The organism is Parasedimentitalea marina (assembly GCF_004006175.1).
Classification (GTDB): Bacteria; Pseudomonadota; Alphaproteobacteria; order Rhodobacterales; family Rhodobacteraceae; genus Parasedimentitalea; species Parasedimentitalea marina.
Window position 1 is genome coordinate 4,199,765 of the sequence record NZ_CP033219.1, and the last position, 26,057, is coordinate 4,225,821.

Consider the following 26,057-nt stretch of genomic DNA (forward strand, 5'->3'; position numbering starts at 1 on the left):
GCCCGACGCGCCGCTGTTGAAACGGGATATAGGCGGGACAGGCTGAGTCTGCAAGCCCTCACTTCTACTTGTTCGAAATACTGTGAACCAAGATAGAATAAAACCGTTACTTAAACCCGCCACCACCGTTCGGCGATACGTCCATCGTCCAATGCGGCCCGGCGTCCGATCACCCGTGGCACGCCAACCCCAGAGTGAGTCGCTATCGCTACATCCTGTTGCGACGGCAAGTAGCGAAAATCTCCGCGTTTTATCAGCCCATTGGGATCAGGCAGCGCAGAAATGTCGACATAGCCATCCCGCAGGGCTTCGGCACGGACAGTTTCGTCAGGGATTACAATCACCTCAATTTGATCGGCCCAGCCGGCCTGACCATCCTTGAAATGACCTACAACCCGCGAGGCGCGGAAATGACGTTTTTCTTGATACTGCTCCACCCGATAACAGCCCGTCCCACTGACCTGCCCTAACGGAGCATCAACGCGCCCAGCGCGGGCGATAAACAACGACGAATCAGCCAGCAAATACGGGAAATCAGGGTTTGACGCCGAGAGTTCGATTCGCAGCTGCAGGTCAGACACTACGGAATAGTCCAGTATTTCGACACCAACTGGCAAATTATGGGCCATCAAAGAGGCCATCACATCGCTGGCCACCATCAATTGTCCATCGTGGAATCGTACACCAGAACGCAAGTCGAAGGTCCAGATGCGGGCATCCTGACTGCTATGCCAATGGCTTGCCAGTTCACCGCGCAACACTCCGTCCGGCGAGATTTCAGTCAGGCTGTGATATAAGGCGCCCCGTGCCACCAAATCCAACAAGTTGCCATCGCGCGGAACAGCCAGACGCAGGGCCCCACCTCGCAGTGGCGCAGCCGACAACGATGTGCCCGTGGCCGCCAACAATGCAGCGGCAGCACCCGAAGCAAACAGGGCGCGGCGGTCAATTCGGCTCATCTACTGCTCCTCTGCGATGCGATTCATCACCTTCACCAATTCAGCACTGATTCCCGGCTCTGACAGTGCATGCCCAGCGTGCTGAATCATCTTTAACTTGCCCTCGGGCCACAGCTCATTCAAGCGCCAGGCCATAACGGGTGGGCAGATCATATCATACCGGCCCTGTACGATGACACCCGGGATATGCGATATCCGCCCCATATTCGCCAGTATTTGCCCGTCACTTTCAAGGAAACCATGATTGGCAAAATAGTGGTTCTCTAGCCGGGCAAAGGCGCGGGCGTACTCACCCGGGCTTTCGCCCGATCTTCCGTTTGAATGAATCGAAGCCAATGCATTTTCCCAGGCGGACCAAGCCCTGCCAAACCGAATTTCCTCGGAAACATCCCCCGAAAACAATCGCGTCTGATAGGCACGGATAATGTCGCCACGTTCGTTCTCGGGGATCAGCGAGACAAACCTTGCCCATGTTTCTGGCCAAAATTTGCCAGCACCGCCGCCGTAGAACCAGTCCAGTTCTGCTTGGGTCATCAAAAACACGCCACGCAGGATCAGATGGCGCACCCGACCCGGATGTGCCTGCGCATAGATCAATGACAGGGTGGCACCCCAACTGCCGCCAAAGACCATCCAATCCTCGATTTCAAGCAAACGACGAATCTGCTCCATGTCCGCGACCAGGTGCCAGGTCGTGTTATCTTCGCAGGACGCATAAGGTCGCGAGCGGCCGCACCCACGCTGGTCAAATAGAATCACCCGGTAGATGTCGGGGTTAAAGTATCGCCGCATGGCCGGGCTAGAGCCACCACCTGGCCCCCCGTGGCAAACCACCACAGGCACCCCCTGCGGGTTGCCGCTTTGCTCTACATATATGCGATGCCCCTGCCCAACATCGATCATCCGCTGATCGAAGGGTTCGATCGGCGGATAAAGATATTGAACTGCACGCTTTTGATCCTGGAGTTTGTCCATTATTGACCTGATTTAGAATGTCCAAGCTAAAAGAACACACGGAGACAGGAATGCAAGCGCCTCAATCCACGGTAGACCCTTCCGAGATCGCTAAATTTGAAGCGATGGCTGCAGAGTGGTGGGATCCCAATGGCAAGTTTAAGCCGCTGCACATGCTAAACCCGTGTCGGCTGGACTATATCACACAACAGATCGCTGGCGAATTCGACCGTGATCTGACCAAACCAAAGCCATTTTCAGGGCTGCGTTTGCTGGATATCGGCTGCGGTGGCGGATTACTGTCCGAGCCCATGACACGTCTGGGTGCAACCGTCGTAGGCGCTGATGCAGCTGGGGGTAACCTGCCGGTGGCCCGCATTCACGCTGAACAATCTGGGTTAGACATCGACTATCGCCACACCACGGCCGAGGCCATGGCAGAAGCCGGTGAGCAATTTGACGTGGTCCTAAATATGGAAGTCGTGGAACATGTCGCTGATCCTCTGGCCTATCTGACGGCAACCCGGCAACTGTTGCGCCCCGGCGGGCTGCAAATCTGTTCGACAATCAACCGCAACGCAAAAAGTTTTGCCATGGCCATTATAGGTGCTGAAGTGATTATGCGCTGGTTGCCACGCGGTACCCATGAGTGGTCAAAATTCATCACCCCGGATGAGTTGTTTGATCTATTGTCGCAAGCCGGTTTGTCCCCGGTGGATCGAAAAGGTTTTCTTTTTAACCCAATCACTTGGGGCTGGTCCATCAGTGATCGTGATCTTAGCGTCAATTACGTCACCGCCAGTATAAAGCATTAACTTTCTTGCCTATACTTTGGGATAGGTAGCAGTCCCTTTGACCGTTTGTTTAGGGCAGGTTGGGAATGCTATCGATATACCAACTCTCCAGGATAACCCTGAGGGTTGTTTGGGCAGCAATGCCCTTGGTCGAGTGAATGCTACTGCGTTCCAATAGGTAAATTTCCACTCACGGAGCCTATTCGGAACAGCGGGGCGCCTGGGAGCAGGCTCCCCGCTTCCTCGGCTAACAAGGCCTTTTACACATCGCTTTCAAGCTTGCTTCGTAACTCGCGCAGGATTGGCAAAGTGGCGCGGACACGATCACTACCCAACTCATTCACCACTTCGGAAATGATCGGCGCAATGCCCGCAAGCGCTGCATCACGCGCCTGGCGGCCAGCCGGGCTGATCGCCACCATTTTACGCCGCGCATCGTCCCAGTCTGGGCGAATGTGTATATAACCAGCCACTTCTAACTTGCTTAACGTGTTGGTCATCGCACCGCGGGTCACGTGAAATGCTTTGGCCAATTGTGCCGGCGAACGCTCCAGACCAACACGTGCCAAATGATTCAGCACCGAGAAATGCGAAAGCTCCATACCTTTTGGCAGCGCCTTGGTCAGACGCGAGCGGGCCAATTGGTCAGCCATCAAAATTTCGCTAAACAGCGAAACCGCAAGAGAGTTGTTGTCTTCCATTAGGGTCCGTCAAAGTCTCGGTCATGTGTCAGCGAAGGGACACGCTTGCGTGCTTCTGCCACTTTTTCCATGTCCAGATCAACGTAGGTCACTCCGGGATCGGTGCCAGCATCCGACAAAACTTCTCCCCAGGGGGCGACAACCAAAGAATGACCATAGGTCTGACGACGACCCCCCGTGCTGGCAGCGTGTTTTCCAGTTTGCGCCGGAGCCAGTACATAACAGCCGGTTTCTATAGCGCGTGCGCGCAACAGCGTATGCCAATGGGCGGCTCCGGTTACGGGTGAAAACGCTGCCGGTGCAGTCAGGATCTCTGCCCCGGCTTTGGCCAGTGCGCGATGCAAATGGCCAAATCTAACATCGTAACAAATGGTCATGCCAATCCGGCCAAACGAAGTGTCGGCCAGCACAGCTCGGTCACCGGGCCGGTATCCATCTGATTCGCGAAAGGTTTCTTCTGGGGTCACGTTCACATCAAACATGTGGATTTTATCATATCTGGCTGTGACGTCGCCCTGAGGTGAGATCAGGAATTGCCGATTCGCGAAGCGCCCATCGCTGTCATGCGTCTTGACCGCCAGTGACCCCAGTAACACCCAAACCCCATGCCGCGCCGCCGCGTTTTGCAGGGCTGCCAGCGTTGGATCGTCTTCTTCGTGATGCAGAACCGTCTGCTGATGTTTTCGACTGATGCTGACGCAATTGGTTACCTCAGGTGTCAAAACAAATTCAGCGCCCCCTGCTACAGCCTTTGCCAACATCGTTTCAACCATGTCCAGGTTTTCACCTGGATCATCGCTTGATGTCATCTGCAGCAGGGCCACGCGCATATGAGGTCTCCGCTTTTAGGCCGCCAGAAGCGGGTCAAGTTTACCCGCCTGTTCAAGGGCAAACAGATCATCACAACCGCCCACATGAGTGTCGCCGATGAAAATCTGCGGCACCGTGCGGCCGCCATTGGCGCGCTGGATCATCTCGGGCTTGCGCTCGGGGTCCGTCAGTACGTTCACCTCAGCAAAGGTGACACCTTTTTGAGTCAACAGCCGTTTGGCCGCATGGCAAAAACCGCACAAAGGCGAGGTATATATTTCAACCGATTTCATCGAGGTCTCCATTTCATTCAGCTTCGACGTTGTGGGGGATTTGGGGGTTCAATGCAACAATTGCGAGGGGTGCCTGCAAACATGGGCATTTGATCACTGTTTAGTGACCCGTGCCAGCGTCACCACCCGAACCTCAGCGGCCCCGCCCCGCAGGCAGGCATCGGTACAGGCAGTCAGCGTCGCCCCCGAGGTCATAACATCATCAACCAACACAATAACCTGTCCCTGCATTCTTGCCGATTGGCGGGGATTAAAAGCAATGGAGTCGCCCAGCGCCTCGAACCGTTGATGACGTGTTTTGCCATCTAACGACGCCGTGCGTTTGCACCGGTGGAGAAGATCAACACAGCACTGAAGCAACGATTGTTTGGCCAGTTGCATCGCCAGCAGGGCCGACTGGTTGTAACGGCGCTTCAATAGCCGAGTCCAGTGCAATGGCACCGGTACAATGATTGGATTATTCTCCAACAGCGGCCGTGCAGCCCGGATCATCCACGCGGCCGCAGGTTTGGCGATGTCACCACGATCCCCGTGTTTTAGTGCCAACACCAAAGCCCGCGCCTGATCGCGATACAACAGCGCTGCACGTCCCTGGCTCCAGGCGCGCGGGTGCGCCATGCAATCATCGCAATCCAGTCGAAACCCATCCGCCTGCCCCGGCAGTGGCACGCCGCAACTTTCGCAGACTGTGCCGCCAATGAACGGTGTTTCCCGCCAGCAAGCACCGCATAGACCAAAGTCACTTTCGACCAGACCACCACAGCCCAGACATCGTGGCGGATAGATCAGCGAAACTGCCATTTGTATCTGCTTCAGCATCGGCCTAAACAGCCTCCATGACGCAAGCCCCCAACACCCAGCCAGCCCTGTTCGACCGTCCGGCCCTGACCGCCCATCGGGCGCGCCGCAAACAGAACGCCCTGTTCCTGCACGACACAGCCCGGGATGAGGTCGAAGATCGCCTTTCTATGGTTAACAGAACCTTTAGCGCCCCAGCTATCGTCACTCCTTTTGCGGAGATTTGGCAAAATAGCCTGCCGGGCGCAAAAATAGTTCCTGACGATGACGTACTAGAGTTGGAACCCGCTGCGCATGACGTTGTGGTGCACGCGATGTGCCTGCATTGGGCCAATGACCCGGTGGGCCAACTTATCCAGTGTCGACGCGCACTGAAGGAAGACGGGTTGCTGCTGGTCGTGATGCTGGGCGGTCAGACGTTGCATGAATTGCGCAGCACCCTGGCCGAGGCAGAAACGACCATTACCGGCGGGCTATCCCCCCGCGTTGCCCCCATGGGCGAAATCCGCGACCTCGGCGGGTTGCTGCAGCGGGCAGGACTGGCGCTGCCGGTTGCTGATTTGGTGCCGCTGACTGCTGAATACCGCGACTTGCCTCATCTGATGCACGACCTGCGGGACATGGGAGAGACCAACGCGATGTCTCAACGGCAAAAACACCCCAGCTCTCGGTTACTGTTTGAGATGGCAGGGCATCTGTATCACCAACATTTCGCGACGGATAATAACCGCCTGCCCGCCACATTTGAAATCGTCTGCCTGACCGGCTGGTCCCCTTCAGATACTCAACAAAAACCACTTCGCCCAGGATCTGCGCAATCACGGTTGTCGGATGCGCTGAAAGTACCGGAAACCAAACTGACCGAGTAGCGACCGTGGGCAATTGTCTGATTGACCTGCAATCGGTTATGCCTATTCATCCGCTAGATCCAAGCCCAACAGGACGCCACCATGCCGGACGCCACAGTACAAGCAACCCGCCCAGCTAATCACCCAAATGTTCCTGCCGGAAAGGTTGGAATTTTGCTGGCCAATCTTGGCACTCCGGATGATTATTCCTATTGGCCGATGCGCCGCTACTTAAGCGAGTTCCTGTCAGATCAGCGGGTGATCGACTATCCAAAATGGAAGTGGCAACCCCTGCTACAGCTGATCATCCTCAGCAAGCGGCCATTCAGTTCCGGTGCGGCGTATAAATCGATCTGGAACCACGATAAGGGCGAAAGCCCGTTGATGACGATCACTAAGGATCAAACCACCAAGATGGCCGCCGCTATGGCGTCCCGCTATGGCGATCAGGTGATGGTTGATTTCTGCATGCGCTACGGCAACCCATCTACCAAATCCAAAGTGCGGGCGATGGTCGATGCCGGCTGTACCAAGATCCTGTTCTTGCCCCTGTACCCGCAATATGCCGGCGCCACGTCGGGCACCGCCAATGATGAGTTTTTTAAGTCCTTGATGGAAGAGGCATGGCAACCCGCTGCACGGACTGTTGCACCCTATTTCGATCACCCCGACTACATCGGCGCGCTGGCCGGATCGATTGAGACCGCCTATGCCAAGATGGCGAAACGCCCTGATATACTAGTCTGTTCGTACCACGGCATGCCAGAACGTTATTTGCAACAGGGCGACCCCTATCATTGCCAATGCCAGAAAACGACGCGACTGCTGCAAGAGCGCTTGGGCTGGGCTGGCACCGATTTGGTCACGACATTTCAGTCGAAATTCGGCCCCGAGGAATGGCTAAAACCTTATACCGTCGACCATGTTGCAGACCTGGCCAAACAGGGCAAAAAGAACATCGCCGTGGTGGCACCGGCATTCTCGGCGGATTGCATTGAAACGCTGGAAGAGATCAACGAAGAGATCCGCGAAAGTTTTGAGCACGCAGGGGGTGACAGTTTCACCTATATACCCTGCCTGAACGACGATGACGCCCATATTGCCGCGCTGTCTTCTGTTGTCGAAGAGAATTTGAAGGGCTGGCTGGACTAAGCGTTTCGGTCGGCACCAGACCTAAGGGTCGATAACAAAATGAACTTGGGGGAATGAATGAGCGAACAGCATTGGGCAAATGTCCTGAAAGCATCCTGGGGCATCACCGCCACATTGGCGCGGCTTGATGGTGAATATGATCTCAACTTTCTGGCGCAGGGCGACGATGGGCAAGGCTACATTCTAAAAGCCATGCGTCCCGGCTGCGAGACCTGGCTGGTTGATATGCAGATCAAAGCGCTGGATCATTTGGCCGCCCATGCGCCCGGCCTGCCCTGCCCACGTGTCATTCACGCGCTTGATGGTTCCACAATGCAGGAACTGGCGGATGACAATGGCAATCTGCGTCTGGTTTGGCTGCAGAACAGATTGCCAGGGCAATGTTTTGCCAAAGTCATGCCTAAACCGCAGGACCTGATCCGGCATTTGGGTCAGGTGCTTGGAGGAACAGACAGGGCCCTGCAAGACTTTCAGCACAAGGGGTTGGCACGCGATTTCAAGTGGGACTTGGTACGAGCCAGTTGGATTGCCCCAGAGTTGGAGTGCATCACTGATTCTGCTCGCCGGACCCTGTTGGCCAAGATTGCCCAAGACTTTGCCAAAATCGAATCTGTACTGGCTGATTTGCCAAGACAGGCGATCCACAATGACGCCAATGACTATAATATTCTGGTCAGTGGCACATTAAGCGAACCGCGTCGGGTGTCTGGCCTGATTGACCTTGGCGACATGTGCAGCGCGCCCAGGATCTGTGACTTGGCCATTGCGGCGGCCTATGTCGTGCTGGACCATCCCACCCCGGAGGTCGCGCTGGCGGCATTGGTGGCAGGGTATCAAGCCGCCAATCCCCTGTCCGTTGCCGAGATTGATTTGCTGTGGCCACTGCTGCGGGCGCGACTGGCTGTCAGCATTGTTAACTCGACACTTGAGGCCGCAAATACCCCTGATGATCCCTATGTGGTGATCTCGCAGGCACCGGCCTGGCGGTTTCTTGAAACTCAATCTATCCACGCTGGCCTGCTAACCGCCCGTTTAAAAGCCGCATGCGACCTGCCGGTTGTTGATGGCGCAGACCGAGTGATGGCCTATTTGGATTCCCAGCGCGGCAATTTTGCACCGCTGATGGGGGTCGGCCTGAATGATGCTCCGATGGGGTCTTTGTCGGTTGAAAATTCCACCTGGCCACAAGATCCGTTCCATATGCCACTGTCCGAAGCCGCCCGCGTGGGCGAGGAATTTGGTGAGGGCCTGTGGCTTGGTTATTACCACGAACCACGGCTGATCTACGCCGAACCCGCCTTTCGCAACGGCCCGTACAAGGCCAGCGACCGGCGTACCGTGCATCTGGCGGTGGATGGGTTCGCGCCTGCGGACACTCCGCTTTTTGCGCCACTGCAGGGCGAAGTGTTTGTGGTCGAGAACCGCGACAACCATCTGGACTATGGCGGCGTCATCATTCTGCGTCATGAAACCCCCGAAGGCGATGGATTCTATACCCTCTATGGCCATTTGAACCCCGAGTGCTGCGACCGGTTGCAGCCCGGCGATGTGATCGAAAAAGGGGCCGAGTTCTGCCGTCTTGGCAACGCCGGCCAGAACGGCGGTTGGGCGCCGCACGTGCATTTCCAACTGGCCTTGACGACCGAAGGGATAGAGGCCGACTGGCCCGGCGTTGGTGACCCGGATGAGATGTATTTGTGGCGCGCGATCTGTCCGAACCCTGCCGCCCTGCTCAACCTTTCCGATGAAAAAATTCTTTATCAACCCACGGATAAGGCTGACGTTTTAGCAGGTCGCAAGGCGCATTTTGGTGGAAATCTAACATTGACCTATAGTGATCCTGTGATGCTGGTGCGCGGCTGGAAACATCACTTGTTTGATGAGTGGGGACGCCCCTTTCTGGACGCCTACAACAACGTGCCCCACGTCGGACACGCCCATCCCCGCATTCAGGCGGTCGCGGCGGATCAGTTAAAGCGGATGAATTCAAACACCCGCTATCTGCATCCCGCACAAACCGCATTTGCAGACAAGATCTTGTCCAAACTACCCGACCCCTTCGAGGTCTGCTTCTTTGTCAATTCCGGCACCGAGGCAAACGAGTTGGCGCTACGGCTGGCCCGGGCGCACACCGGGGCCAAGGGCATGGTGACGCCTGATCACGGGTACCATGGCAATACCACCGGGGTTATTGATATCTCAGCCTATAAATTCAACGCAACTGGCGGCACTGGTCAGGTGGATTGGGTGGAACTGGTCGAGGTGGCCGACGACTATCGCGGGTCCGTCAAACGTGATGACCCGAACCGGGCGCAAAAGTTTGCGGATCTGGTCGACCCAGCCATCGCAGCCCTGCAAGAGCGGGGACATGGTGTGGCTGGTTTCATCGCCGAAACGTTCCCTTCAGTTGGGGGTCAAATCATACCGCCCCAGGGTTATCTGGCTTCGGTCTACAAAAAGATCCGCGCCGCTGGTGGCGTTTGCATTGCCGACGAAGTGCAGACCGGGTTGGGACGACTAGGGGACTACTACTTTGGGTTTGAGCACCAAGGTGCAGTGCCCGACATCGTTGTTCTGGGAAAACCCATCGGCAATGGTCACCCGTTGGGTGTTCTTGTCACAACCAAGGAAATAGCCGACAGCTTTGCCCAGGGCCCCGAGTTCTTTTCGACCTTTGGCGGCTCGACCCTATCCTGCCGTATTGGCAAAGAGGTGCTGGATATCGTCGATGACGAAGGATTGCAGGAGAATGCCCGGAGTATGGGGGCGAAACTGATCGCAGGATTAACAGCACTCGAAACGAAATATGCCTGCGTTGGAGATGTACGCGGCATGGGATTGTTTTTAGGGCTGGAGTTGATCAACCCAGATGGATCAGAAGCCGGTAACATATGTAGCTATGTCCAAAACCGGATGCGCGATCATCGCATTCTTATCGGCAGTGAAGGTCCCAAGAACAACATCCTGAAAATCCGTCCTCCATTGACCATCGACAGCGAAGATGTCGACATGATCCTGTCGGCATTGGACAGTATTCTGACTGAAGTGGAACACATCTAAGGAATTTGCGCTGCTCAAAAAATTCGGAGAATTCCGCTGCCAGCAGCAGTGCTAATCAAAATAAAAAAGGGCGGTGGAGAACCACCGCCCTTTTTCGAAACTGTGTCGTAAATTTAGCTAGAAGCGACAGCAGCGCCAACAATTACCAACATCAGCAGTGGCAGCAGGATGCCGTTAGAAGAGCTACCAGCTTCTTCAACGATAACAACCGGCTCAACAACTGGCTCAGAGTAACCACCAGCAGATGCGGTCGAAGCAGCAGCTGCCAGAGCAGCGGCAAGAACGAGTTTTTTCATATTAACCTCCAAAAAAGGCGCGGCCATTCAACTATGGCCCACGCAGCCAAGACATACCTCGTGGTTTTTTCTAACCAGTAAAAACCCGAGATTGCAAACGCTTGTTGAATAGATTCAGCCTTGCTGGGCTGACTTGTGGTCAAATAAGCAACACTTGAGTACCTAATTTGGCCATCCCAAAAAGCTGTGCAATATGTTCATTATAAAGACCAATACAGCCATTGGAAGACTTTCGACCAATCTTTCGTGTGTCATGGGTCCCATGGATGCGATAATACTTCCAGCTCAGATACAAAGCATGGGTTCCCAGCGGATTGTCCGGGCCCGGGGGAACATAGGCTGGCCACTCTGGGTTGCGCTTGCGCATATTCGGGGTTGGCGCCCAAGATGGGCCTTCAACTTTACGTATTACTTGCGTACGGCCCCGGCGCGTCAAATCATCGGATAGCGGCACCGATGATGGAAACAATTTGTAGGTTGTTTCGTCCGCAGACCAATAATGCAACGCACGGCTGTCGATATCGACCAAAATTGCCCCATTCTTCAGATTGTCGAAGTACGGCTGCCACTTCTTAGCTCGAAATGCTGAAATATTGCGACGTACAGAGGGTTCCGGCTCGGGCGGGGGGCGCAACGGATCATATGCGGGCTCGGCATCTGGTTCCACGGCTTGGGATAATGCAGGCGTCGCAAGCAACGCAGCTGTGCCGGTTAAGAAAACCCGGCGCGAAGGAAATTGAATTAATTTGGAAGACATGATCGTCACTACCCGCACTATATAGGAACTGTTGCCGCATATTATGGCGTGAATGCCGCAGTCGCAAATCAAACACACGTCACTACCGGCATTTTGATGCCACCACATTTGCACCTATGCCACAGTAAGGCTAAGTGCTGTACCTAGATATTAAACAAGGTGCAAAATGAAGCGTGTTTTATTGATTATTGCGGCAGGCGTTTTGACGCTGATCACAGCCTGCACCCCAGCGCCAAACGGTGGCTCAAATGGCGGTGGCAACGTTTACCGCATCCGTAACGCCGAAAAAGTACAGTTTCGTATGCTTGATTCGGTGAATGCGCTGAGACAGGCCACGGGGTCTTCTAAGGTACAATTGAGCGCCCAGCTCAACGCCGCAGCTGCCACTCACTCGCGAGATATGGCAGTGCAGAACCGCCCCTGGCACTTTGGTTCGGATGGGTCGTCACCACTGGATCGCGTAGCCCGCGCAGGATATACAGGCTCTCTGATGGGCGAAGCTATATCTGAAACTTACGAAGGCGAAGTGGAAACGCTGTCGGCCTGGATGGAAGATACCAATACCCGTGCTGTGATCATGGACCCCAAAGCGGTCAACATGGGGTTTTCATGGTTTCAGGAGCAGAACGGCAAGATCTGGTGGACCTTGGTGATGGGCGGCTAAACGCCCAAGGAGGGCCGATATCAAAGGCGGTACGCTACCGCCGGTGTCATTTACAAGTTTACAGACGCAGGCTGATCACGGTGCCGTCTTTCACCATGGCAAAGATCTCTTCGATCTCATCGTTGTCGACAGCAATACATCCAGCGGTCCAGTCATCCACCCGAGCTGCCCGTTTACGCGCCTTAGAGTCGTTGGGCTGGCCATGAATAAAGATTTCTCCTCCAGGCCGTTTACCGATGGCGTTGGCCTCAGCAACGTCCTGAGAGTTCGGATATGAAATTCCGATCGACAGGTGGTATGAACTGTTGGGGTTGCGGCGATTGATGACATAAGTGCCCTCGGGCGTTTTTCCGTCGCCTTCAACCATTTTTGCACCGACTGGGGCAAAGCCCAGATCAACTTTGTATTCTCGCAGAATCTCGTCATTGTGCAGCAAATACAATTTCCGAGCGCCCTTATTGATGACCACCGCGGTGACCTCAGGGCCCTCATAACTTTGAAATCTGCTGGATGCGCCACTGCAACCTGCCGAAGCCAAGGTCGCTACTGCCCCCAATCCGAATGCTCGTCTATCCATACTACTCTTATCTCGTTTTTAACTATTTATGACAAATTATTCCTAAACACTTCGTTAATCCAAATCACTTCTTTGAAATTTCCTTAACGTGCTGCGGCAACCGCTGCTCAATTGCATCAAGTCGCGTGAGAACCAGATCACGATATGCATCGGTACGCTCGGTGTCTTCAACACTATGTGCATCCTGCATTGAGTTCACGATAAGACCCACCAACAGGTTCACCACGGCAAATGTGGTGACCATGATAAAGGGCACAAAGAATACCCATGCATAGGGGTAGACCTCCATCACGGGGCGCACGATTCCCATGGACCAGCTTTCCAGGGTCATGATCTGGAACAAGGAATAGGCGCTACCACCCAGAGTGCCGAACCATTGCGGGAAAGCACCACCGAACAGTTTTGTGGCAATCACCGAGCCGATGTAAAAAATAATCGCCATCAGCAAGAATACCGAGCCCATGCCGGGCAGTGCAGTGATGAACCCTTCGACCACCCGACGCAGGCTGGGGGCCACGGAAATGACACGCAGAACCCGCAGGATGCGCAAGGCTCGCAGCACTGATAGCCCCTGTGCACCCGGAACCAGTGCAATGCCGACGATCAGGAAATCAAACACATTCCATCCGTTAAGGAAGAACCGGTGTCTGGACACGATCAGTTTGGCCAGGATTTCTAATACGAAAATCGCCAGACAGACCTCGTCAATCAACTCAATCACCACGCCAGCCTGCGCCATAACGGACGGAGCGGTCTCTAGCCCCAGTATCACCGCGTTGACGACAATGACAGCTGTTATGAAATTGCCAAAACGGGAGCTGCTCAAAATGGCAGCCAAACGTTGAATTGGGGTCATGATAGATAATCCGGGCTTAGGCTCAATCGGCAAGGGTGAAAGACGCAACCAGTTCGGTATGGGCTGACCAGCGGAACTGGTCAACAACCTGGACCCAATTCAGATCGTATCCAGCATCGACCAAAGTTCTGGCATCACGGGCAAAACTGACCGGGTTACAGGATACATAGGCGATGGTTTTGGTGCGGGCCTTGACCAGTTCAGCCACTTGGGATTCAGCACCAGCACGCGGAGGGTCAATCACTGCGGCCTCGTAAAACGCACCAAAAGGGTTCAATTCATCCGGCATCATTGGGCGGCGAAACAGGTCACGGGCGACAGCTTTGACCACTTTCAGACCCTTGGCCTGACGCCAGCCAGCTTCCAGCGCCTTGACCATCTCGGGATCACCTTCAACGGCCAGCATCTCGGCGTCTTTGGCCAGTGGCAGCGTAAACGTGCCGCAGCCGGCAAACAGATCGGCAATTCGCTTTGATCCCTGGACGATTTCCTGCACCGCAGCCAATAGAGCTGCCTCGCCATCTCGTGTGGCCTGCAAGAAACTCCCCGGAGGCGGGCAGACCTTGGCAGGGCCAAAAGTCTGTGTGGGTGGTTGGGTCATTGCGATCTGTTCGTCGTCCCAGGTCAGGCGAGTGATGCCCAGCTTTTCCACCGACTGTGCCAGCGACATCCGCAACGGCCCGTCCAGTGGTTTGCCATTTTTCACCAACACATCCAGACCAATATCCGACAGCGTCACAGTCACTGCCAGCGGCGCTTTGCGGCTGGCGCCGATCTGGGCCAGATCTTCAGCCATCGGAATTGCGGCCATTAGGTCAGGATCAAGAAGACGACAATCCGGAATCTCAGTGATGACCCCCGAAGCACGACCATGAAACCCGGCCATCGCGCCCTTTTTGGTGCGTCGAACGGACAATGTCGCGCGACGACGCGATTGTGGCGGCGAAGTATGGACAGGGCGAAACGTGGTTTCCAACCCCTGCGCACTAAGAGCATTGCGAACGATGCCCTGCTTCCACTCACCAACAAAACCGTCGTCGGCGTGCTGCAACTGGCAACCACCACAGGATTTGTAGTGGCGACACGGCGCCTGCACCCGGTGCTCCGAGGGTGTTTCGATGCGAATGTCACCCAAAGCGCTGCCGTCGACGATTCCTGTCACAACTTCACCCGGCAGAGTGCGAGGAGCAAACAGGGGACCTTCGGCGACTCCGTCGCCTTGGTGGCCGAGACGCGTGATGGTGGCGGTGGTTCTAACTGATGTGTTCATGGGCGCCCTGATACAGACAGTCAGCCGCTTTGGCAAAAAACTTATTCCGCCGCCTTTGTTTCTGTCTCGGTCCGAATGAAACCACCGGATTGCCGGGCCCAGAACTGCGCATAGAGTCCAGCCCGCGCCAATAGCTGATCATGGCTACCGATTTCCGCTATACGCCCGTTCTCCATCACGATAATTCGATCCATCTCGCTTAGCGTCGACAAGCGGTGGGCAATGGCCAACACCGTCTTGCCCTGCATAACCCGCGACAAAGCGGACTGAATCGCGGCTTCGACCTCTGAATCCAGGGCCGAGGTGGCCTCATCCAGCACCAAGATTGGCGCATCCTTCAGAATCGCACGAGCCAAGGCGATGCGTTGGCGCTGCCCGCCCGACAGTTTGACGCCGCGTTCGCCCAGATGCGCATCATAGCCCTGACGACCCTGTCCGTCCTGCAACAGAGCGATAAATTCATTGGCCTCGGCTTTGCGGGCGGCTTCGGTCATCTCGGCCTCGGTGGCATCAGGGCGACCGTACAGAATATTGTCGCGTGCTGAGCGGTTGAACATCGCCGTTTCCTGAGTGACCATACCAATCTGACTGCGAAGCGAGTTCTGAGTGACCCCGGATATATCCTGACCGTCGATCAGAATACGGCCTTTTTCGCCTTCATAGAGCCGCATAAGCAGCGAAACCAAAGTCGACTTGCCCGCACCCGAGGCCCCGACGATACCCAGTTTTTCGCCCGGTTTGATGGTCAGGGAAATGCCCTGCACCCCCCCAACATCGCGCCCATAGGCAAAGTCAGCATTGTCAAAGATGATCTCTCCGCGTGGTACAACAAGGTCCACGGCATCGCTGGCATCTTCAACCCGGTTGCGCACGGTCAGCGTCTTCATGCCGTTTTCGATTTCGCCAATATTGGAATAAATTCCCATCAGGGTGAAACTGACCCAACCTGTCATCTGTGCAATTCGAATGGACACAGCCCCGGCGGCAACGATATCTCCTTCAGTGGCTTGACCTGACTGCCAAAGCAGCAATGTTGCACCGATCAATAACACCGGCAACAATCCGGCCAGTGTCATAAGGGCAAATCGAAAACCCGCCGCAAGATACCCAAAGCTCAGCGCTTTGGAGCGAAATTCAGCCATGGCATCCTGAGCGGTTTTTTCCTCGTGGTCCGCATGGGCGAACAATTTTACCGTTTTAATATTTGTGATGGAATCAACCACCTGTCCTGAAACCATTGCTTTCGCTCCGGCCCGAATACCGGCGCGAACACGTACACGGGGAAGAAACCAGCTGATCACTGCAAAGTATCCGACCAACCATACAGCAAACAGAACTGTAATTCGCACATCAATTGCGCCCAGCAGAGCCATCGTGCCAAGCATCGAAGCCAGTGCAAACGCCACGACGTTGATGACTTCAGACGCAACTGATGTCACGGCGCTTGCTGTCTGCATCTGTTTCTGCGCGATACGACCAGCAAAATCGTCATCAAAAAAGGTTACTGATTGCCCCATAGTCCACCGGTTCAACCGAGACAGAACCAGCGGGTTCACATTGGGTTGCACGATAATCGAATTCGACACCGCAGACAGGGTAAACAGAATCGGTCGGATGATCAGAAAAAAGCTAATTGCACCCAAAATCATCAATACGTTCTGAGAGGTAAAAAACACCAGCGGCCCACTGGACACAGCAGTATCAATAACAAGGCCAAGGATATAAGCTGTACCGGCCTCCATTCCGCCGGCCAATGCTGAAAAAAGAGCGGCCAAGATCAACATCGGCCAAGCTCCGGACAAACTCCACCTTAAGAACGCCCGCAACGTTTGCGGCGGCGGACCTACTGCTGGGCGAAATGCGTCAATCCAATTGCCAATGTTCATTCCGCCGCCTCGATATTTAGAAATCCACCCGATTGCCTGGCCCAAAATTGGGCATATTGCCCCTGGGCAGCCAGCAGATCGTCATGGCTACCTTCTTCGACAATCCGGCCCTGGTCCAGCACCAGAATGCGATCCATTTGTGCGATGGTGGACAGCCTATGTGCAATTGCGATTACCGTCTTGCCCTCCATCATGCCGTATAGCGTCTGTTGAATAATCGCCTCGACCTCGCTGTCCAGTGCACTGGTTGCCTCATCCAGCAGCAGAATTGGTGCATTTTTCAGAATCACGCGCGCCAAAGTCACCCGCTGACGTTGGCCGCCGGACAGTTTCACACCACGTTCTCCAACTTGCGCGTCATAGCCCTGCCGTCCTTGAGGGTCCTGCAGATCCAGAATGAAATCATGTGCTTCGGCCTGCTTGGCGGCGGCGATCATCTGGTCTTCGGTTGCCTCGGGTCGACCATACAATAGGTTTTCGCGCACCGAACGATGCAAAAGCGAGCTGTCTTGTTGCACCATGCCAATATTGCCACGCAGACTATCCTGGGTCACGGTGCGGATGTCCTGCCCGTCGATCATGACTTGCCCACTTTCGGTATCGTAGAACCGCAATAACAGCTTCACCAGGGTCGATTTACCCGCGCCTGAACGACCCACCAAGCCTATCTTTTCACCCGGCTTAATGGTCAGGTTGATGTGATCCAACCCACCTGCCCCACGACCATAATGATGGCTTAGGTTGCGCAACTCAATTCCACCGGCGGTCAGCTGTAGCGGAGTGGCATTGGCGGGATCGACCAAATCGATAGGCTGGGCAATTGTCTGCATGCCTTCGGCCACAACGCCCAGCTCACGAAAAAACGAGGTCAACGCCCACATGATCCAACCGGTCATCGCATTTAGGCGTAGGGTTAGCGCTGCAGCGGCAGCAATCACCCCAACCGAGGCCTGACCCTGCATCCACAAAAAGATCGCCCAGCCGACGACCCCGACGATCAGCAGCCCATTCAGGCTGACCAACACAGCGTCCATCGTTGTGAAAATCCGCATTTCGGTCTGAAATGTCTTGCGGGTTTTCTCGATCACGTTCTTCGCACCCGTCACTTCCAGATCGTGATGAGCAAACATTTTCACCGAATGGATGTTGGAATAGGCATCAACTACCAGACCCGTCACCGCCGAGCGCGCATCAGACGAGGCCTGCGAGGCTGGCCCAACCCGTTTCACTGTCCAGCGTACCAAGAATCCATACAGGACAAACCAGATCAGCAGAGGCAGCAACAGTCGGGCATCCGCCACCATCAGCAACACCGCAGCGCCAATCAGATAGGCCAACGAATAGGAAATCGCATCGAACACCTGAAACACCACTTCACCCGCAGCAGGGGGCGTTTGCATGATCCGATTGGCGATACGGCCGGCAAAATCGTTTTCAAACCAACCCACCGATTGACGCAGCACATGCCGGTGTGCCCGCCAACGGATCAAAGTACCCAGATTGGGTAGGATCGCATTGTTCAACAACACAACATCCAGCAATTGGATTGCAGGACGGATAAACAGGATGAACGTTCCCACCAATATCAGTTCGGTGCCATAATTAGCCCAGACCTGCTGGGGGCCCTCACCAAAATAATCAACCATCCGGCCCATGTAATAAATCAGCCCGATCTCGATTGCGGCAACCACCAGGGACATCAACGCAGTCCAGACAAAGATGCGGGTGAAAGGGCGGCAATAGTCGCGCATGAAGGGCCACAACCGCGTCGGCGGGCTATCCACTTCGGGATAGTCGCAATAAGGATCTACAAGATTTTCAAAGTAACGAAACATGACAGTGCTCCAAACGAGCTAAAGAGATATGCAAATGCAGACACAGACGGCGCCGAGGCCCCCCAAGTCAATTCGGAAGGATATCGGCCTTAATCGAGCCAGATCCCACGATACATATGCATTCCTCCGTCATGTAACAGTCAGTTGTGCGTAATTCGTAGGACAGTTTTTTGGCTTTGTCACGCGCTTTAGTTGTGTCGTGATCTAACCACGATTGGCAAGCAGCGCCTCACGCGTCAGGGTGAACCCAGAGGCAATCCAGTCCGTTTCAAGCCGTTTCAGCATCTCGCCCAGCGCCTTGCCGGTGATTTCCGGCATCAAGTCGCGCGCCGACAACGGAAACGTCGCGGCAGCCCCAGACGCTATATCAGTCTCTAAATTGACGTTTAGGGGTTGTTCCAGCAAGGCAGCACGCAACAGCAAGACATCCCGAGCCTGTGCTTCCCCGAGCCTATAGCCCAGTTCAGCTGCACCGGTGGACCCTGAGGCCTGATCGCGCAGCGTAGTCCAATTAACCATCTGAGCCTTGCTGAGCCGCAGGTGTTCGCCCATTTCCGAGCTAGCCAGCGCAGTCAAGCGACGGATCGAGTTGGGAGCCAAGCCAGCCTCGAAATGGATCAAAGGGGCCAGTGCTCGGTCGTCAGATCCTGGTAGAATCTCCAACAAAACCCCCGACTGCCGCATCGCCGCCACAGCGGGGGATGGGTCCTTGGCAGACAGTAGTTTCAGCAGTTCTGACCCTACCCGTTCACGTGACAATTGGCCCAGACCGTCCAGATTGGCTGCAATCGCCGCCAATGCCTCGGGATCGAATCCAGCCTCATGATCACCATACCAGGCATGGAAACGAAAATACCGCAGCGAACGCAGATAGTCCTCGCGAATGCGATCTTGGGCCGTTCCGATAAACCGCACCCGTCGGGCATCCAGATCTGCCATGCCACCCAAAGGGTCCACAACGGAGCCGTCCGGACGGGCATAAATCGCATTCATTGTGAAATCACGCCGCGCGGCATCGTCGGCAATATCTGTGGCAAAAGCTACGGTGGCGCGACGACCGTCAGTGGCAACATCCTTGCGAAAGGTGGTGATTTCAAACGGAATGCCACTGCTAATAACTGTCACTGTGCCATGTTCGATACCGGTAGGAACGGCTTTTAGCCCGGCCCGCTTTGCCAGCTGCATCACCTTTTCGGGATGGGCATCGGTGGACAGATCCAGGTCCGACACAGCCACTCCCATAAGCGCATTTCGCACGCAACCGCCGACAAAAAACAACAATGCACGGTCGGCAGTGACTGCATCACACACAGCTTGGGTTGCGGTATCCTTTAGCCAGGGTTGGTCAATTCGCGTCATCGTTTCATCCGCGCAGCTAGCCCGCGCAACATTCGCGCCGTGGCACCCCAAATATAATAGGGACCATACGGTACAGTAAAATAGTGCCTTTGCACCCCGCGCCAGTGCCGGGATTCTACCACATAACTGTCCAGATCCAACAGATGTGCAAGTGGCACCGAAAATACCTCGTCCACCTCACCCGGTTCTGGGCGCAGTTCAAAATCCTGTTCCAAAAGTGCCACGACCGGCGTCACACGAAATCCAGTAACGGTTTCATGATCGGGCAAATGTCCGATGACCTTCGGCAGGTCACGCGGTAGTCCAATCTCTTCCCAGGCTTCACGCAGGGCAGCAGCCGTCACGTCCCTATCATCGGCGTCCTGCTTACCGCCGGGAAAGGCAATCTGACCCGGGTGATGTTTCAACGCAGAAGACCGTTTGGTCAGGATGACATGTGGTATTTCGCCAATGACAGAAATCGGCACCAAGACCCCAGCAGGACGCAATTTACGCCCTGCTGGTAGTTCAAAATCCGGATTCAAATCGAAATCTGACGAGCCGTCCCCAGCTTGATCCAGGGCAGTTCGCAAGGCTTCGATCAAATCAGACACTCGGTGGGTTTTCCGCGTCAAACCCAACTGTTTTAGGGTCGAGATCATAATGAGAGCTACAGAATTGACAGTCAGCCGTGATTCGCCCGTCGTCAGTCGTCATTTTTTCGAGGTCCGTAGCCGAATAAATCGACAAACTTTGACGCACACGATCTTCGGAACACGTGCAGCCAAAAGTGACGGCCTGATGATCAAACACCCGCGGCGCCTCTTCGTGGAATAAACGAAGAAGAAGATCGGTTGGCGGCACAGAAGGACCGATCAGTTCCAGATCTTCGACAGTGTCCAGCAAGATATTGACTCGGTTCCAGTTCTCACCTTCTTCACCGTCGATCAAATCAGCAGCGGTCAGGATTTCTCCATCACCTTCAGACTGGGAAACAAATGGCGAGGCCTTAGGCATGCTCTGCAACATGATACCGCCGGCCCGCCAATGCTCGGCGCTGCCTGGCGCCGAAGACTTCCCAAAGCTAAGGCTGAACCGCGTCGGCAGCTGCTCGGATTGGGCAAAATAGGCTTCGGCACAGACCGAAATACTGTCCCCATCAAGCGAGGTAATACCTTGATACGGTTTAGAACCTTCGCCTTGATCGATCATAACCGCGAAGTATCCGTCGCCGACTTGATCAAACGGAGCACCATCGGTCAGACGGTCAGCATCAAAGCTAGCATAGGCGCGAATTCTGGCGGGCTCGCCTTCGGCCTGGGGGGCATAATAGTCGGTTGCAATCATTCGCACCGGACCTTTGGACTGCACCTGCAGCGATAATTTCCAGCGCAGCTTTATCGTCTGACCGATCAGAGCGGTCAGCAGCGCCATCTCGGCTACCAAGGCTTCGACCTGCGGTGGGTAATCATGTTGCTTGAGAATTCCATCAAGCACACCGTCCAATCGCGCCACGCGGCCACGCATGTCGACAGTATCCAGTTGGAATGGCAGGACTGTATCGTCCCACGCAATTTTTGATCCAAGAGTCATGGGGGTTTCCTTACACGCCCGGGGTTGGCATATCGAGCCTATATAGGGTTATCACATTTGGATGAAAGGGGTCACTGCGTGATCAGACGATTTGGAGAGCCGCCGCAAAAGGATCGACACTATCATCGCCGACCCGGGGCCTATGCATTATTACCACGCGATGGTCGCTTATTACTAACCTGCCAATATGACCCAGGACCTGATCTGCAATTGCCCGGCGGCGGGATCGATCCAGGGGAATCACCTCTTCCCGCGCTGCACCGCGAAGTACACGAAGAAACCGGTTGGAGCATTTCTAAACCCCGGAAAATTGGTATTTTTCGACGGTTTGTCTATATGCCTGAGTATGATTTGTGGGCGGAAAAGCTCTGCCATATCTATGTTGCGCGGCCGGTTAGGCGGATTGGGCCCCCTAAAGAACAAGGGCACGAAGCCGTTTGGATGAATCAGGAAAAGGCAGCCAATTTTCTTGGCAATCCCGGTGATCGCCATTTTGCCGCACAAATAAACAAATTTAGGGCTTTGGACTAAATCAAAAACTCCCGTCACAGACTTCAATGGCCTTACGGCCCCCGGTCTGGGTTGGGCGTGGCGCCGCGCTTCGCGCGGCGCCACGCCCAACGGGAGACAGATCATTTTAATGGTCTGGAACCAGACGGGAGCCTCTTGGCAAAAAGCTCAAGGACCGTTGTATTCAAACACTGTGGCTGAAACATCGTCTTCTAATCCATATTCAGACGACATTACCTGAGTAAGGTTCCAATACAGATCATCCAAAAATTCTTGGCCACTATGTTGAGAATCACATTTGGCGATCAACTCCAGAAGCCCCTCGGTCTCTAACATATCACCGTTCTCTAGCCGCGCTTCGGTAAAGCCGTCAGAATAAAGCAACAGCCGGTCGCCCGGCTCCATAACTGCTTCGATCTGTGAATAGGGAATGTCCGGGACCAGCCCAACTGGAACACCGCCTTCACCCAGGAACTCTGTCGATCCATCCTTACGCAATAACAATGGATGCGGATGACCGGCCTGGACCATCTTCAAGCCACCACTGCGCAGATCAACAATGCAGTAGGCCATCGTAAAATACTCTTCGATCCCGGTATCGGCGATCAGCCGTGCGTTTAACAGGCTGGCCACTTCTTCCGGTTGGCGCAGTGCATAGAAACGGTTGAATCGTTTTTCCATTGCCACGTTCTGATCAAAATAGGTCGAAGACAGGTACCCGCCCAGGCGGGCCGTCATCATGGCCGATGTGATCCCGTGTCCTGAAACATCGATCGAGTAAAATCCCAGGCGGTTTACTCCGGGAGAAAACATTCCGACTAGATCCCCACCGATATGACCGCAGGGTTTAAGAAGTAGGCTGACCGAAGACGATCCGAATTTGCGCGATAGTTCGGGTACCAAAGATTGTTGGATTTTGCGCGCCTGCACCAAATCTTTGTCAATCGCATCATAGACCCGCTGCAGCTCGTCCAAAGTCTCGGAAACAATGCGGTTTTTCTTTGATAATTCACGCTGCATCCGCAAAATGCGTTCACCAGCAGAGATCCGTGCACGCAATTCGTCCGAGTTGACTGGCTTGGTCAGAAAATCATCTGCACCTGCATCCAGACCTTCGGCGATTTCATTCTTTTCACTCTTCGACGTCAGCAGAATAAAATAGCTGTAGCCTTCGTTGGAATGTTCACGGAACTTTCGACAAAACTCCAGACCGTTCATGCCTGGCATCATCCAGTCACTGAGAATTAGGTCAGGCGGATCTTGGCTGCAAATCTCCATTGCTGCTTCGCCGCTTTCAGCTTCAGTAACTTCAAATCCCCATTTTTTCAAAGACGCCACAAGAATGCGGCGCTGAAGTCGACTATCGTCAACAACCAAAACAGTCCGAATCGACCCATTGTCGGTCTGTTCTTCATTATGAAATGTACTGTCTGGCAACACAGATGGGACCTCGTTAAGCTCGGCGGGAGTTCAATAACTGATTGCAGTATCATACTTGTCGCTTAACAAGCTATGAACCCAACAATTTGATATTTTCCTTCGCCTTCACTAAACTTTTACCCATCACCGTTAAAGTCAGTAAAATTAGAGTTGAGCGACAGGATTTATGTCATGATTGACTGGCCAAGAGTGAAAGAATTGCGTGAAGAAGTAGGCGCAGAGGATTTTGGGGAAGTTGTAGATCTTTTCCTTGAAGAAGTAGAAGAAGTTATTGGCAAACTCAATGATAACACGGATCTAACACAGCTAGAGCAGAATTTGCATTTTTTGAAGGGCAGCGCGCTAAGCTTGGGTTTTCAAGCTTTCTCTTCGCTATGTCAGGATGGTGAACGAAGATCGGCCCAAGGCGAAGCTGAAACGGTCGATGTTCCAGCCATTATCGCCGAGTACCAATCCTCAAAGACAATTTTCATCACAGAATTGCCAGTCCGTTTCTAGACGACCGAGGTCCATCAAATCACAAATTGGGCCAATGTCTCGTCATTGGTAATGTCGGTGTAGGTGAACCCCGCCGCTTCAAGTCTGGCAAAAAGTTTCGGAAAATTTTCGGGTCGTTTTGTTTCTAGACCGATCAAAACGGATCCAAAATTTCGCGCCGACTTTTTCATATATTCAAATCGGGCGATGTCGTCTTCTGGGCCTAGAATACCAAGAAACTCTTTCAGGGCACCGGGACGCTGTGGCAACCGCAGTAAAAAATATTTCTTCACCCCGGAATATCGCTGTGCCCGTTCTTTGACCTCGGGCAGTCGTTCAAAATCAAAATTGCCACCAGACGTGATGCAAACCACTGTTTTTCCGCGAATCCAGGACCGCACGTCGCCCAGCGCTTCGATCGCCAAGGCACCAGCAGGTTCCAGAACAATCCCTTCGACATTCAGCATCTCGATCATTGTCGCGCAGATCCGGTCTTCAGAAATGCTCAGCACATCGGGAAGCGGAACATGTTGCAACAGGGCAAAGGGCAACACCCCGATCCGCCCAACCGCAGCACCATCAACAAAAGTATCGACGTGATCCAGCGACACGGGGTGCCCAGCGGTCAAGCCCGCCCGCAGACAGGCGCCGCCCTCAGGTTCGACAAACAGGCAATGCACACGGTCGCCAAACCAAGAGACCACACCCGAGGACATGCCTCCACCACCCACAGGCAGAACGACATGATCCGGTGTGCGGCCTAATTGCGTCTCGATCTCGACTGCAATCGAGCTTTGGCCTTCAATCACATCCGCATCATCAAACGGCGACAGAAAATGCCCGCCCTCACGCTGGCACCATTCCTGCGCAGCCGAGAGCGTATCATCGAAATAGTCACCAACCAGATGGATTTCGACCTGGTCCCCACCAAATATCCGGGTTTTCTGGATCTTCTGCTGGGGCGTGGTCACTGGCATAAAGATCACGCCTTTGACCCCCATGTGACTACACATATAAGCGACACCTTGGGCATGATTGCCCGCACTGGCACAGACAAACAGATCCTGATCTGGCTGCTTGCGCATGGCATTATGGGCACCACGAATTTTATAGGACCGCACCGGGCTAAGATCTTCGCGTTTCAGATAAATCTCGGCGCCGTAACGCTCGGACAGATGCGCATTGCGTTGCAACGGAGTGGCGGGGAATACGTCCCGCATTGCGGCTTCGGCAGCGCGGGCCTGGGTCTGGAAATCAGTCATGTCTTATTGAGTGACCTATGCCCGCCCCCAAGGCAAGGGGCAGGCAGAATGCATACATAAGAATACCGTCAGTCGATGGGGCGACCTTCGACGTAGTGGCCGTAAATGGTGGTCAAGATACTGACATTCACCAGCGACATCACCAGACCAGTCAGGATCTGGAAAGCGATACCGAGTGGGAGAAACACTTCCATGGACAATCCGGCCACAAACTGTAGTAAAAATTGCACGGCCGCGGTTGACAGTCCAGTTACCAAAAGTGTCCCGCTTGCCCCTGTAGTGAATATCCAAGCCTCCCCTAACTTCAACGAGTCACCCACTGCCGCGGCTGGCAATACTGGGGAAAGTCGGTAGAAAATTAGATAGGCAATGATTATTGTAGCCACTGGCACTAGAGCCCCTACGAGTGGCAAAACAGGCGAAATAATCCCTGCTAGAATACCAAAGATCATTGCTATTGGGACCAGAGACAAAACGGTGACTAGCCCAATCAACAACCCGCTTCCCAAATAGGCGGTGATACGGTCGAAACGGAACTTTGGTACCCAACCGTTTGGATACTCTTCCAACAAGATAAAGCGGTGCCATGACACAAAAACCCACAACTCGATCGCAATAAGAACGAAGACCAGCAGAATGATTGGCATTAAAAAGGCCCCTAGACCGCCGTCATTCAACATCTTCTGCAACGCCGCTTCATCAGTCAAAGATCCCAGCGACAGGCCTGTCATCGATGTTAACCCAACAACCAGGGCAAACCCGATCAGCACAGGCACGAGAGCAATTTTCAATGCCTCTGACAGGTTACGGATCACCATTCCCACCGAATGAGCAAATAAGCTCCAACCTTTCATGTCTCGTCCTCTCAAATATCATACAATCTCAGCGCGGCACCCTAGACGCAGCAACCCAGTAAGAGAAGCCCGG

26 protein-coding genes are annotated in these 26,057 nt (G+C 54.3%); 7 read left to right on the top strand and 19 right to left on the bottom strand.

The genetic code is table 11. From position 1 onward, the window contains the following. Window positions 1-110: 110 nt before the first annotated feature. Together EBB79_RS20175 and pip are read right to left on the bottom strand one after the other, a co-directional pair. Window positions 111-959 (bottom strand): ABC transporter substrate-binding protein, encoded by an 849-nt coding sequence (locus tag EBB79_RS20175; RefSeq protein ID WP_127750607.1) that lies wholly within the window; start codon window positions 957-959, stop codon window positions 111-113. Then, window positions 960-1,934: a prolyl aminopeptidase gene (gene pip, locus EBB79_RS20180; protein ID WP_127750608.1), complete on the bottom strand. Its 975-nt coding sequence runs from the start codon at window positions 1,932-1,934 to the stop codon at window positions 960-962. Window positions 1,935-1,984: 50 nt separating this feature from the next. On the opposite strand from pip, the gene ubiG reads away from it, so the two are divergent. After that, window positions 1,985-2,728 carry a bifunctional 2-polyprenyl-6-hydroxyphenol methylase/3-demethylubiquinol 3-O-methyltransferase UbiG gene (gene ubiG, locus EBB79_RS20185; RefSeq protein ID WP_127750609.1) on the top strand — a complete coding sequence of 248 codons (744 nt, stop codon included), beginning with the start codon at window positions 1,985-1,987 and terminating at the stop codon, window positions 2,726-2,728. A 239-nt stretch (window positions 2,729-2,967) separates the two neighbouring features. Here ubiG and EBB79_RS20190 read toward each other — a convergent pair whose 3' ends face one another. From EBB79_RS20190 to EBB79_RS20205, 4 genes are all read right to left on the bottom strand, one after another. Continuing rightward, complete coding sequence (locus tag EBB79_RS20190) at window positions 2,968-3,408, bottom strand: MarR family winged helix-turn-helix transcriptional regulator (protein WP_127750610.1); 441 nt, start codon at window positions 3,406-3,408, stop codon at window positions 2,968-2,970. Further along, window positions 3,408-4,238 carry a carbon-nitrogen hydrolase family protein gene (locus tag EBB79_RS20195; RefSeq protein ID WP_127750611.1) on the bottom strand — a complete coding sequence of 277 codons (831 nt, stop codon included), beginning with the start codon at window positions 4,236-4,238 and terminating at the stop codon, window positions 3,408-3,410. Before EBB79_RS20195 ends, EBB79_RS20190 begins: the two co-directional genes overlap by 1 nt. 15 nt (window positions 4,239-4,253) lie before the next feature. Continuing rightward, window positions 4,254-4,511, bottom strand: coding sequence for a glutaredoxin 3 (grxC, locus tag EBB79_RS20200; RefSeq protein WP_127750612.1), 258 nt, complete (start codon window positions 4,509-4,511; stop codon window positions 4,254-4,256). Window positions 4,512-4,604: 93 nt separating this feature from the next. Further along, window positions 4,605-5,330: a ComF family protein gene (locus EBB79_RS20205; RefSeq protein ID WP_127750613.1), complete on the bottom strand. Its 726-nt coding sequence runs from the start codon at window positions 5,328-5,330 to the stop codon at window positions 4,605-4,607. A 17-nt stretch (window positions 5,331-5,347) separates the two neighbouring features. Here EBB79_RS20205 and EBB79_RS20210 point away from each other — a divergent pair, with 17 nt between their 5' ends. The 3 genes from EBB79_RS20210 (at window position 5,348) to EBB79_RS20220 (ending at window position 10,369) form a co-directional block, all read left to right on the top strand. After that, window positions 5,348-6,178 carry a methyltransferase domain-containing protein gene (locus EBB79_RS20210; RefSeq protein ID WP_127750614.1) on the top strand — a complete coding sequence of 277 codons (831 nt, stop codon included), beginning with the start codon at window positions 5,348-5,350 and terminating at the stop codon, window positions 6,176-6,178. Window positions 6,179-6,259: 81 nt separating this feature from the next. Further along, on the top strand, window positions 6,260-7,309 hold the full coding sequence (hemH, locus tag EBB79_RS20215) for a ferrochelatase (RefSeq protein WP_127750615.1): 1,050 nt from the start codon (window positions 6,260-6,262) through the stop codon (window positions 7,307-7,309). A gap of 57 nt (window positions 7,310-7,366) precedes the next feature. After that, on the top strand, window positions 7,367-10,369 hold the full coding sequence (locus tag EBB79_RS20220) for an aminotransferase class III-fold pyridoxal phosphate-dependent enzyme (protein ID WP_127750616.1): 3,003 nt from the start codon (window positions 7,367-7,369) through the stop codon (window positions 10,367-10,369). A gap of 113 nt (window positions 10,370-10,482) precedes the next feature. On the opposite strand, the gene EBB79_RS20225 is transcribed toward EBB79_RS20220, so the two are convergent. Both EBB79_RS20225 and EBB79_RS20230 read right to left on the bottom strand, forming a co-directional pair. Continuing rightward, entirely contained in the window at window positions 10,483-10,665 is a 183-nt protein-coding gene (locus EBB79_RS20225) for a hypothetical protein (protein WP_127750617.1), read from the bottom strand. Between the two features lie 139 nt (window positions 10,666-10,804). Next, window positions 10,805-11,422 carry a L,D-transpeptidase gene (locus EBB79_RS20230; RefSeq protein ID WP_127750618.1) on the bottom strand — a complete coding sequence of 206 codons (618 nt, stop codon included), beginning with the start codon at window positions 11,420-11,422 and terminating at the stop codon, window positions 10,805-10,807. Between the two features lie 166 nt (window positions 11,423-11,588). On the opposite strand from EBB79_RS20230, the gene dalA reads away from it, so the two are divergent. Beyond that, entirely contained in the window at window positions 11,589-12,086 is a 498-nt protein-coding gene (gene dalA, locus EBB79_RS20235; RefSeq protein WP_127750619.1) for a divisome-associated lipoprotein DalA, read from the top strand. 58 nt (window positions 12,087-12,144) lie between these two features. Here the strand turns inward: dalA and EBB79_RS20240 are convergent, their stop codons facing one another. The 8 genes from EBB79_RS20240 to hslO all read right to left on the bottom strand — a co-directional run bounded on the left by EBB79_RS20240 (window position 12,145) and on the right by hslO (window position 21,441). Continuing rightward, window positions 12,145-12,663, bottom strand: a complete 519-nt coding sequence (locus EBB79_RS20240) for a L,D-transpeptidase family protein (protein ID WP_127750620.1) — start codon at window positions 12,661-12,663, stop codon at window positions 12,145-12,147. A 64-nt stretch (window positions 12,664-12,727) separates the two neighbouring features. Continuing rightward, the gene (locus tag EBB79_RS20245; RefSeq protein ID WP_127750621.1) at window positions 12,728-13,519 is read right to left on the bottom strand and encodes an ion transporter; all 792 of its coding nucleotides are present in this window, start codon (window positions 13,517-13,519) and stop codon (window positions 12,728-12,730) included. A 22-nt stretch (window positions 13,520-13,541) separates the two neighbouring features. Beyond that, window positions 13,542-14,789, bottom strand: a complete 1,248-nt coding sequence (locus EBB79_RS20250; protein ID WP_127750622.1) for a class I SAM-dependent RNA methyltransferase — start codon at window positions 14,787-14,789, stop codon at window positions 13,542-13,544. Between the two features lie 41 nt (window positions 14,790-14,830). Continuing rightward, window positions 14,831-16,675 carry an ABC transporter ATP-binding protein gene (locus EBB79_RS20255; protein WP_127750623.1) on the bottom strand — a complete coding sequence of 615 codons (1,845 nt, stop codon included), beginning with the start codon at window positions 16,673-16,675 and terminating at the stop codon, window positions 14,831-14,833. Then, window positions 16,672-18,510, bottom strand: coding sequence for an ABC transporter ATP-binding protein (locus EBB79_RS20260; RefSeq protein ID WP_127750624.1), 1,839 nt, complete (start codon window positions 18,508-18,510; stop codon window positions 16,672-16,674). The genes EBB79_RS20255 and EBB79_RS20260 overlap by 4 nt, the downstream gene beginning before the upstream one ends. A gap of 204 nt (window positions 18,511-18,714) precedes the next feature. Then, on the bottom strand, window positions 18,715-19,869 hold the full coding sequence (locus EBB79_RS20265) for a CCA tRNA nucleotidyltransferase (RefSeq protein ID WP_127750625.1): 1,155 nt from the start codon (window positions 19,867-19,869) through the stop codon (window positions 18,715-18,717). Beyond that, window positions 19,866-20,462 (bottom strand): CoA pyrophosphatase, encoded by a 597-nt coding sequence (locus EBB79_RS20270; protein ID WP_238704958.1) that lies wholly within the window; start codon window positions 20,460-20,462, stop codon window positions 19,866-19,868. The genes EBB79_RS20265 and EBB79_RS20270 overlap by 4 nt, the downstream gene beginning before the upstream one ends. After that, window positions 20,455-21,441 (bottom strand): Hsp33 family molecular chaperone HslO, encoded by a 987-nt coding sequence (gene hslO, locus EBB79_RS20275; protein ID WP_127750627.1) that lies wholly within the window; start codon window positions 21,439-21,441, stop codon window positions 20,455-20,457. Before hslO ends, EBB79_RS20270 begins: the two co-directional genes overlap by 8 nt. A gap of 78 nt (window positions 21,442-21,519) precedes the next feature. Here hslO and EBB79_RS20280 point away from each other — a divergent pair, with 78 nt between their 5' ends. Further along, a complete protein-coding gene (locus EBB79_RS20280) occupies window positions 21,520-21,972 on the top strand; it encodes an NUDIX hydrolase (protein WP_127750628.1) in 453 nt (150 codons plus the stop codon). 147 nt (window positions 21,973-22,119) lie between these two features. Here EBB79_RS20280 and EBB79_RS20285 read toward each other — a convergent pair whose 3' ends face one another. After that, window positions 22,120-23,388, bottom strand: coding sequence for a PP2C family protein-serine/threonine phosphatase (locus tag EBB79_RS20285; protein ID WP_420850351.1), 1,269 nt, complete (start codon window positions 23,386-23,388; stop codon window positions 22,120-22,122). A gap of 174 nt (window positions 23,389-23,562) precedes the next feature. Here EBB79_RS20285 and EBB79_RS20290 point away from each other — a divergent pair, with 174 nt between their 5' ends. After that, complete coding sequence (locus tag EBB79_RS20290; RefSeq protein WP_127750630.1) at window positions 23,563-23,889, top strand: Hpt domain-containing protein; 327 nt, start codon at window positions 23,563-23,565, stop codon at window positions 23,887-23,889. 14 nt (window positions 23,890-23,903) lie between these two features. On the opposite strand, the gene ilvA is transcribed toward EBB79_RS20290, so the two are convergent. Next, window positions 23,904-25,130, bottom strand: coding sequence for a threonine ammonia-lyase IlvA (ilvA, locus tag EBB79_RS20295; protein WP_127750631.1), 1,227 nt, complete (start codon window positions 25,128-25,130; stop codon window positions 23,904-23,906). 68 nt (window positions 25,131-25,198) lie between these two features. Next, on the bottom strand, window positions 25,199-25,984 hold the full coding sequence (locus EBB79_RS20300) for a hypothetical protein (RefSeq protein WP_127750632.1): 786 nt from the start codon (window positions 25,982-25,984) through the stop codon (window positions 25,199-25,201). Window positions 25,985-26,057: the final 73 nt, after the last annotated feature.

Coding starts and splice junctions, on each gene's coding strand:
- EBB79_RS20175 (WP_127750607.1), bottom strand. CDS start 959: ATGAGCCGAATTGACCGCCGCGCCCTGTTTGCTTCGGGTGCTGCCGCT.
- pip (WP_127750608.1), bottom strand. CDS start 1,934: ATGGACAAACTCCAGGATCAAAAGCGTGCAGTTCAATATCTTTATCCG.
- ubiG (WP_127750609.1), top strand. CDS start 1,985: ATGCAAGCGCCTCAATCCACGGTAGACCCTTCCGAGATCGCTAAATTT.
- EBB79_RS20190 (WP_127750610.1), bottom strand. CDS start 3,408: ATGGAAGACAACAACTCTCTTGCGGTTTCGCTGTTTAGCGAAATTTTG.
- EBB79_RS20195 (WP_127750611.1), bottom strand. CDS start 4,238: ATGCGCGTGGCCCTGCTGCAGATGACATCAAGCGATGATCCAGGTGAA.
- grxC (WP_127750612.1), bottom strand. CDS start 4,511: ATGAAATCGGTTGAAATATATACCTCGCCTTTGTGCGGTTTTTGCCAT.
- EBB79_RS20205 (WP_127750613.1), bottom strand. CDS start 5,330: ATGCTGAAGCAGATACAAATGGCAGTTTCGCTGATCTATCCGCCACGA.
- EBB79_RS20210 (WP_127750614.1), top strand. CDS start 5,348: ATGACGCAAGCCCCCAACACCCAGCCAGCCCTGTTCGACCGTCCGGCC.
- hemH (WP_127750615.1), top strand. CDS start 6,260: ATGCCGGACGCCACAGTACAAGCAACCCGCCCAGCTAATCACCCAAAT.
- EBB79_RS20220 (WP_127750616.1), top strand. CDS start 7,367: ATGAGCGAACAGCATTGGGCAAATGTCCTGAAAGCATCCTGGGGCATC.
- EBB79_RS20225 (WP_127750617.1), bottom strand. CDS start 10,665: ATGAAAAAACTCGTTCTTGCCGCTGCTCTGGCAGCTGCTGCTTCGACC.
- EBB79_RS20230 (WP_127750618.1), bottom strand. CDS start 11,422: ATGTCTTCCAAATTAATTCAATTTCCTTCGCGCCGGGTTTTCTTAACC.
- dalA (WP_127750619.1), top strand. CDS start 11,589: ATGAAGCGTGTTTTATTGATTATTGCGGCAGGCGTTTTGACGCTGATC.
- EBB79_RS20240 (WP_127750620.1), bottom strand. CDS start 12,663: ATGGATAGACGAGCATTCGGATTGGGGGCAGTAGCGACCTTGGCTTCG.
- EBB79_RS20245 (WP_127750621.1), bottom strand. CDS start 13,519: ATGACCCCAATTCAACGTTTGGCTGCCATTTTGAGCAGCTCCCGTTTT.
- EBB79_RS20250 (WP_127750622.1), bottom strand. CDS start 14,789: ATGAACACATCAGTTAGAACCACCGCCACCATCACGCGTCTCGGCCAC.
- EBB79_RS20255 (WP_127750623.1), bottom strand. CDS start 16,675: ATGAACATTGGCAATTGGATTGACGCATTTCGCCCAGCAGTAGGTCCG.
- EBB79_RS20260 (WP_127750624.1), bottom strand. CDS start 18,510: ATGTTTCGTTACTTTGAAAATCTTGTAGATCCTTATTGCGACTATCCC.
- EBB79_RS20265 (WP_127750625.1), bottom strand. CDS start 19,869: ATGACGCGAATTGACCAACCCTGGCTAAAGGATACCGCAACCCAAGCT.
- hslO (WP_127750627.1), bottom strand. CDS start 21,441: ATGACTCTTGGATCAAAAATTGCGTGGGACGATACAGTCCTGCCATTC.
- EBB79_RS20290 (WP_127750630.1), top strand. CDS start 23,563: ATGATTGACTGGCCAAGAGTGAAAGAATTGCGTGAAGAAGTAGGCGCA.
- ilvA (WP_127750631.1), bottom strand. CDS start 25,130: ATGACTGATTTCCAGACCCAGGCCCGCGCTGCCGAAGCCGCAATGCGG.
- EBB79_RS20300 (WP_127750632.1), bottom strand. CDS start 25,984: ATGAAAGGTTGGAGCTTATTTGCTCATTCGGTGGGAATGGTGATCCGT.